The organism is Micromonospora sp. TSRI0369 (assembly GCF_001905625.1).
In the GTDB taxonomy this organism is placed as follows: domain Bacteria; phylum Actinomycetota; class Actinomycetes; order Mycobacteriales; family Micromonosporaceae; genus Micromonospora; species Micromonospora echinospora_A.
On record NZ_LIVU01000012.1, the window covers coordinates 170403 to 177887 of the forward strand.

Below are 7485 nucleotides of genomic sequence, written 5' to 3' on the forward strand. Positions count from 1 at the left end.
ATCAGTCGTCCCCGTCGGGGCCGGGTGCGGCGGCGCGGCGGGGCGCGGCGCGGATCTCGTCCCGGTGGGTCCGCATGGAGTGCACCATCTCCGCCATGAACCGCTGCACCACGGCCAGCTCGTCGTCGGTGAAGCGGTCCATCACCTCGTCGGTGCGGCGCCCGAGCGGGCCGAAGAAGCTCTGCGCCAGCGTGGCGCCACGGTCGGCGTAGTGCAGGAGGATCTTGCGGCGGTCGGCGGTGTCCCGGTCGCGGCGGATGTGGCCGCCACGTTCCAGGCGGTCGACGAGCGCGGTCACCGACCCGGAGGAGATGTTGAGCGCCTCACCGAGGCGGCCGGGGGTGATCGGGTCGCCGACCAGCTCGGCCTCCATCACCGCGATCAGCGCCTGCAGGTCGGTGGCGTTGAGCCCGTGCAGGCCGGCGAAGGCGTGCCCGATGTGCTGGGCGTCGACGGAGTAGCGGCGCAGGTCGTTGGTGATCTCGGCGATCATCCGCCCGCGCGGGTCGTCCCGTCGCCGGTACATCCTGTGCGCCACCGCTCGCCGACACCCCCTGCCCGAACTGATCCGGTTGCAGCATAGAACCACCCCGGATAATCTCGCTTATCAAGATACTCGTTCAGAGAGAATCCTCCGCGACCAATAGTGAGGGCATCCGATGTCACTGTTCTCCCGCGTCGTCCGGGGCCGGCTCGCCGCCTGGCTCACCCTGGCCGTCGCGCTCGTCGTCGGCGTAGTCGCCTTCGGGCTGCCGAAGCCGGACAATCCCGACCCGGTCTCCGGCACCGGCCTGTCCGTGGAATGGCAGTCGACGCAGGTCGAACGGCTGCAGGACCAGTTGCCCTCCAAGGACGCCCAGACCGCCCTGGTGGTGGTCAGCCGCGCCGACCAGGCTCCGCTGAGCGGGGCCGACCGGGGTCAGCTCGACGGCCTCGCCGGCCAGCTGAGCTCGCTCGCCGCCGGCGGCCGGGTCTCCCCCGCCCAGGTCTCCCCGGACGGAACAGTGGCGCTGGTCGCGGTGCCGCTGTCCACCGAGGGCGGCCCGTCGGCGGTGGTCGACGAGGTGGAGAAGCTGCGCGAGGCGGTCGGTGACCTGCCCGGCGAGCTGACCGTCGAGGTCACCGGTGGCCCGGCCTTCACCGCCGACCTGGGCAAGGTGTTCCAGGGCGCGGACACCACGCTGCTGCTGGTCACCGCCGCCGTGGTGGCGGTGCTGCTCCTGATCACCTACCGCAGCCCGTTCCTGTGGCTCGTACCGCTGCTCGTGGTGGGCGCCACCGAGCAGATCACGCTGCGCGTGGTGGAGTCCCTCGTGCCCGCGTTCGGCATCTACCTGCCCAGCGGACAGGTGACCGGCATCGCCAGCGTGCTGGTGTTCGGCGCCGCCACCAACTACGCGCTGCTGCTCATCGCCCGCTACCGGGAGGAACTGCGCCGCGAGGAGGACCGGTTCGCCGCCATGCGCTCGGCGCTGCGCCGTACCGCCGAGCCGATCCTGGCCAGCGGCAGCACCGTCGTCCTCGGCGTGCTCACGCTGCTGCTGTCCGAGCAGGAGACCAACCGGGCGCTCGCCCTGGCCTGCGCCACCGGTGTGATCCTCGCCATGCTCTCCGCCCTGTTCGTGCTCCCCGCCGCGCTGCTGCTGTTCGGCCGGGGCCTGTTCTGGCCGTTCGTCCCCCGCGTCGGCAGCGCCGCCCGCGAGGGCCGGGTCTGGGGCCGCCTGGGCGAGATGGTCGTCCGCCGGCCGCTGCCGGTCGCCGCGCTCGCCGTCCTGCTGCTCGCCGGCCTGGCCCTCGGCGGCCTCGGCATCCGCACCGGCCTGTCCGAGACCGAGCAGTTCAGCGAGAAGCCGGAGGCGGTCGCCGGGGCGGAGACGCTCGCGCGGGCGTTCCCGGCCGGCAGCACCCAGCCGGTGGCGGTGCTCACCAACCCGCAGGCCGCCCAGGCGGTGCTCGCCGCCGCCTCCGACGTCGACGGGGTCGCCTCGGCCCGGCCGGGCGCCGCCGGAGACCGGGTCGCCCAGATCGACGTGGTGCTCACCGCCGAGCCCGGCAGCGCCGCCTCCGACCGGGCCGTGGTGGCGCTGCGCGACGCCGTGGCCGCCGTACCGGATTCCGCGCCGCCCGCCGTGGAGGGCGCGGACGCCCCCGACGGCGCCCTGGTCGGTGGTTCGGTCGCCGCGACCTACGACTCGAACGAGGCGAACACCAGGGACCTCCAGCTGATCCTGCCGCTCATCCTGCTGCTGGTCGGCGCGGTTCTGGTGCTGCTGCTACGCGGAATCCTGGCGCCGCTGCTGCTGGTGGTGACCGTGATCGCGTCGTTCTTCGCCAGCCTCGGCGCGGCCTGGCTGCTCTTCGACCACGTGCTGGACTTCCCGGCGCTGGACAGCGGGGTGCTGCTGCTCGCGTTCGTCTTCCTGGTGGCGCTCGGCGTCGACTACAACATCTTCCTGGTCACCCGGGCCCGGGAGGACGCCCGGCGCACCGGCACCCGCGACGGCATGCTGTCCGCGCTGCGGGTCACCGGCGGCGTCATCACCAGCGCGGGCGTGCTGCTCGCCGCGGTCTTCGCGGTGCTCGGCGTGCTGCCGCTGATCACGCTCACCCAGATCGGCATCATCGTCTGCATCGGTGTGCTGCTGGACACGCTGCTGGTGCGTACCGTGCTGGTGCCGTCGCTGGCGTTCCTGCTCGGCGACCGGTTCTGGTGGCCCGGCCGGATCAAGCGGGACGCCGACGCGCCCAGCGACGCCGTCGACGCGCCGGCCGAGCCGGTGCCCGCGCGGGACTGACCTGGACAGACGGGCGGGGCCGGCACGTTCGCCGGCCCCGCCCGTTCGTTTGTCCGTTCGCTCGCTCAGAAGCTCAGGCACTCGCACTCGGTCATCAGCGCCCGCACGTTGCGCACGTACTGCGGGTTGGGGATGTCCAGCGGCTTGTCCTTCTGCGCCACCTTGCCGTGCCCGAAGTTGTACGCCGAGATCACGGCGTTGAGCAGACAGGAGTCCAGCTCCGCGGTACACAGCGAGGCGTCGAGGCGGTAGTCGGCCTTGAAGTACATGTCCCCGATGTACTTGGTCAGCCAGGCCAGGTAGCTGCCACCCAGATAGGCGTTGTCCTGGTAGTTCTCGACGTCGTACGACTGGCCGAACCGCTGGTTCATCCACTTCGCCGTATCCGGCATGACCTGCATCAGCCCGATTCCGGTGTCGCAGGCGACGATGTTGGACTGCCACCCGCTCTCCTGCCAGGCGGTGGCCTTCATCAGGGCCGACGGGATACGGATGTCCGGCGCCGAGGTGGGCCAGTAGGTGCGCGCCGCGGCATCGGCGAGCGCCGCTTTCACCTGGCTCCGGCTCGCCGCGGTGCCCCGGTAGCTCGGCTTGCAGCCGGCCACCGGCTTGCGCGGGGGCGGCGGAACCTTGGTCTCGGTCGGCGGATCCGGCTTGGCGAGCGGCCCGGTGGACGTGCGGGGCGGCTTGGCCCGCGGGCTGGCCGACGCGCTCGGGCTGGGCCGCCCACCCATCGCCGCCACCGCCGGTGGCTCCTCGCTCGGGGCGTCGGCGGGCACCTCCTGCGGTTCGTCCGCCGGCGCCGCCGTGGGCAGGTCCACGGCGACCGGCCGTTCCCCCTCGCCGCATGCCGTCAGCGTGCCCGTCGCGAGCAGCGCCGCCACCGCCACCGCGGCCCACCGGCCGAGTCCTCGCCGCATCCGACCTCCCCCGTCGTTGCCGTCGGCGCACCCTAACAAGGATCGGCAGGTCCGCGGGGTACCCGAGACGGCGGCCTGCGCCGCCGGGGACGGGGCGGCGTGTCCCGTCGGGCCGGGTCGCCGTCCGTCGCGGCCGGCCGCTCGTCACCGTCGGCCAGCCGGTCCCGGGTCGCCCACGCCACCACGAACACGGTGGTCCAGGCGATGCCCAGCAGCACCGCCGTGACGGTGCCGCTCGCGGTGCTGAGTCCCAGGTAGAGCCGCGCGCCGGTGACCATGACCACCCCTGCCGACGCGGCTGTCCAGACCGCCACGCCGACCGGCCAGCGCACGCCGCGTGACAGCAGCCAGGCCAGCGTGCCGAGGCTCGCCGTGACCACCGCGTTCTGGGTGGGGAACAGGTCACCGGCGCGGTCCGGGCCACCCGGATCGGTCAGATCCGCGACAACGACGAGCAACACCAGCGGCACCGCCGCGCCGACGGTGCCCAGCACCCCGAGCGGGTCGGCCCGCCACGGCCGGCCCCGCCCCGTCACCACGGCGGCCACCACGGCGACCGCGGCGATGAGCAGCCAGCCGCGCAGCCCCGACACCGCGGCCTGCGCCGCGTCGACCACCCCGGGGGTACGCCGGGCGGCGAACCAGTCGGCGACCAGCCCGTCCAGGACGCCCAGCCCGCTGTGCCGGACCACCGCCTCCAGCAGCAGCGCCACGGCCAACCCGGCGACGAACAGCAGCGCCAGCCCCAGCACCAGGTTGATCAGCAGGCCCCAGGCCGGGCCGACCCGCATCGCGACCAGGAAGAACAGCACGCCGTACCGGGACCGCAGCCAGCGCAGCGGCGGCAGCGCGGCGGCCCGGGCGGCCAGCGCGCGCACCGGGTCCGGGTTGCGTCCCAGCCAGCGGCCCGCCAGCACCACGCCGAGCAGGCACAGCAGCAGGGCCAGCACCGCCCCGGTGGCCTGGCCGAGCAGCTTCGACACCCGCTCGTACGACTCCCCGGCCAGGTAACCGGCCAGCACCGAGGCGCCGACCCAGCTCGCCACCCCGGCCAGGTTCCACGGCGCGAACCGCCGGTACGGCATCCCGGCCGAACCGGCCAGCCGGGGCGCCAGCGTGCGGGCGAACGCGATCCAGCGGGCGGCCAGCACGCCGCGACCGCCCAGCCGGTCCAGCAGCGAGTCGGCGCGCCGCCACCGGTGCGCCCCGATCCGGGCGCCGACGCCGGAGGCGCGCAGCCGTGGGCCGTACCGCCGCCCGGCCCGCCACGCGAGTGTGTCTCCGATCACTGCTGCGGCGGTCATGGCCACCAGCACGGGCGCGAGGCGCAGCGTCCCCGCGTACGCTAGGAAGCCGACCAGAAGCAGGGTCGCCTCGCCGGGCATCAGCAGCCCGACGATCACCGCGGTCTCCGCCGCGACGATCGCCGCGGCGGCCAGGTAGATCAGCAGGGGCGGCAGCTCCTGCAGCCAGCTCAGCAGGTCAGGCATCGGGCACCCCGCACGGGTGTCAGCATGCCAGGCGCTGGAACGGTCGGCACAGCACTTTCGACGCAGATCCGGGCGATCTCGGGGTGACCCCGAGGCGTGCCCGGGCAACCGCAGACAGGAGTATGGAGGGTATGCAGCTACGCACCGACCTCCGCAACGTCGCCATCATCGCCCACGTCGACCACGGCAAGACGACCCTGGTCGACGCCATGTTGCGGCAGGCCGGCGCCTACGGCGCCCGCGGTGAGAACACCGATCGGGTCATGGACTCGATGGACCTCGAGCGGGAAAAGGGCATCACCATCCTCGCCAAGAACACCGGTGTGCGGTACACGCCGGCCGACGGCTCCGAACCGGTGACCATCAACATCATCGACACCCCCGGTCACGCCGACTTCGGCGGCGAGGTCGAGCGCGGCCTGACCATGGTCGACGGTGTGGTGCTGCTGGTCGACGCCAGCGAGGGCCCCCTGCCGCAGACCCGGTTCGTGCTCCGCAAGGCGCTGCGCGCCCGGCTGCCGATCATCCTGGTGATCAACAAGGTGGACCGTCCGGACGCCCGGATCAAGGAGGTCGTGGACGACACCTACGAGCTCTTCCTCGACCTGGACGCCGACGAGGAGCAGATCGACTTCCCGATCGTCTACGCCTGCGCCCGCGACGGCATCGCCTCGCTGACCCAGCCCGCCGACGGCGCGGTCCCGGACGACAGCCACAACCTGGAGCCGCTGTTCCGCACCCTGCTGGACACCATCCCGGCGCCCGCGTACGACGAGGGCGCGCCGCTTCAGGCGCACGTCACCAACCTCGACGCCTCGCCGTTCCTGGGCCGGCTCGCGCTGTGCCGGGTCCGCCAGGGCACCATCAGCAAGGGCCAGAGCGTGGCCTGGTGCCGCACCGACGGCAGCACCCAGCGGGTCCGCATCTCCGAGCTGCTGATGACCGAGGGCCTGGAGCGCAAGCCCGCCGAGTCCGCCGGGCCGGGCGACATCATCGCCGTCGCCGGCATCCCCGAGATCATGATCGGTGAGACGCTCGCCGACGCCGAGAACCCGGTGCCGCTGCCGCTGATCACCGTGGACGAGCCGGCCATCTCGATGACCATCGGCACCAACACCTCGCCGCTCGTCGGCCGGGTCAAGGGCGCCAAGGTCACCGCAAGGATGGTCAAGGACCGGCTCGACAAGGAGCTCGTCGGCAACGTGTCGCTGCGGGTGCTGCCCACCGAGCGGCCGGACGCCTGGGAGGTGCAGGGCCGCGGCGAGCTGGCCCTGGCGATCCTGGTCGAGCAGATGCGCCGCGAGTCCTTCGAGCTGACAGTCGGCAAGCCGCAGGTGGTCACCCGGGAGATCGACGGGAAGACCTGCGAGCCCGTCGAGCGGCTGACCATCGACGCCCCGGAGGAGTACCTGGGCGCGATCACCCAGCTGCTGGCGACCCGCAAGGGCCGGATGGAGCAGCTGGTCAACCACGGCACCGGCTGGATCCGGATGGAGTGGCTGGTCCCGGCGCGCGGCCTGATCGGCTTCCGCACCGAGTTCCTCACCGAGACCCGCGGCACCGGCATCCTGCACCACGTCTTCGAGTCGTACGAGCCGTGGTTCGGCGAGCTGCGCACCCGCAACAACGGGTCGCTGGTCGCCGACCGGGCCGGCGCGGTCACGGCGTTCGCCATGACCAACCTCCAGGAGCGCGGCCAGCTCTTCGTCGACCCGGGCACCGAGGTGTACGAGGGCATGATCGTCGGCGAGAACTCCCGCTCCGACGACATGGACGTCAACATCACCAAGGAGAAGAAGCTCACCAACATGCGCTCGTCGACCGCCGACGAGACCGAGAAGCTGATCCCGCCGCGCAAGCTGTCGCTGGAGCAGGCGCTGGAGTTCTGCCGCGAGGACGAGTGCGTCGAGGTCACCCCGGCCGCGGTGCGCATCCGCAAGGTGGTGCTGGACCAGACCCAGCGCGGCCGGATGGCCGCCCGCCGCAAGCACGCCGGCTGACCCACCCCGCCCCACCCGGAGCCCGGCCCGCCCCAGGCGGACCGGGCTCCCCCGTCTCTCCCCCTCTGCCCCCGCCCCGCCCCGCCCGGTTGATCATGAGGTTGGCGGCGTTTTCGATCGGGCGGCAGCCCCATCCCGCGCTGCGCGGTGTCCATCGCCTCCGCCACGCCGAGACCCCACGACCACAGGTCGCGCCGCACCGCCAGCGTCGCGTCCCAGTCCAGGCCCGCCGGGCGGCCGGGGGAGTTGTCGGCGTACGGGTCGGCGACGACGTGCGCGG

Annotated in this window: 5 protein-coding genes and 1 pseudogene; 2 read left to right on the forward strand and 4 right to left on the reverse strand. The window is 73.0% G+C overall.

The genetic code is table 11. The annotated features are described in order from the left end of the window. Position 1: 1 nt before the first annotated feature. Positions 2 to 526, reverse strand: coding sequence for a MarR family winged helix-turn-helix transcriptional regulator (locus tag AMK25_RS28390; protein ID WP_073831432.1), 525 nt, complete (start codon positions 524 to 526; stop codon positions 2 to 4). Positions 527 to 659: 133 nt separating this feature from the next. Between AMK25_RS28390 and AMK25_RS28395 the strand changes: the two genes are divergently transcribed. Next, positions 660 to 2795, forward strand: coding sequence for an MMPL family transporter (locus AMK25_RS28395; protein WP_073831433.1), 2136 nt, complete (start codon positions 660 to 662; stop codon positions 2793 to 2795). Positions 2796 to 2860: 65 nt separating this feature from the next. Here AMK25_RS28395 and AMK25_RS28400 read toward each other — a convergent pair whose 3' ends face one another. Both AMK25_RS28400 and AMK25_RS28405 read right to left on the reverse strand, forming a co-directional pair. Continuing rightward, on the reverse strand, positions 2861 to 3715 hold the full coding sequence (locus AMK25_RS28400) for a lytic transglycosylase domain-containing protein (protein WP_073831434.1): 855 nt from the start codon (positions 3713 to 3715) through the stop codon (positions 2861 to 2863). 32 nt (positions 3716 to 3747) lie between these two features. Beyond that, positions 3748 to 5205 (reverse strand): DedA family protein, encoded by a 1458-nt coding sequence (locus AMK25_RS28405; protein WP_073831435.1) that lies wholly within the window; start codon positions 5203 to 5205, stop codon positions 3748 to 3750. Between the two features lie 131 nt (positions 5206 to 5336). On the opposite strand from AMK25_RS28405, the gene typA reads away from it, so the two are divergent. Continuing rightward, positions 5337 to 7205: a translational GTPase TypA gene (typA, locus tag AMK25_RS28410; protein ID WP_073831436.1), complete on the forward strand. Its 1869-nt coding sequence runs from the start codon at positions 5337 to 5339 to the stop codon at positions 7203 to 7205. 125 nt (positions 7206 to 7330) lie between these two features. On the opposite strand, the pseudogene AMK25_RS28415 reads toward typA, so the two are convergent. Beyond that, a pseudogene (locus AMK25_RS28415) lies at positions 7331 to 7485 on the reverse strand (DUF993 family protein); the annotation flags it as partial.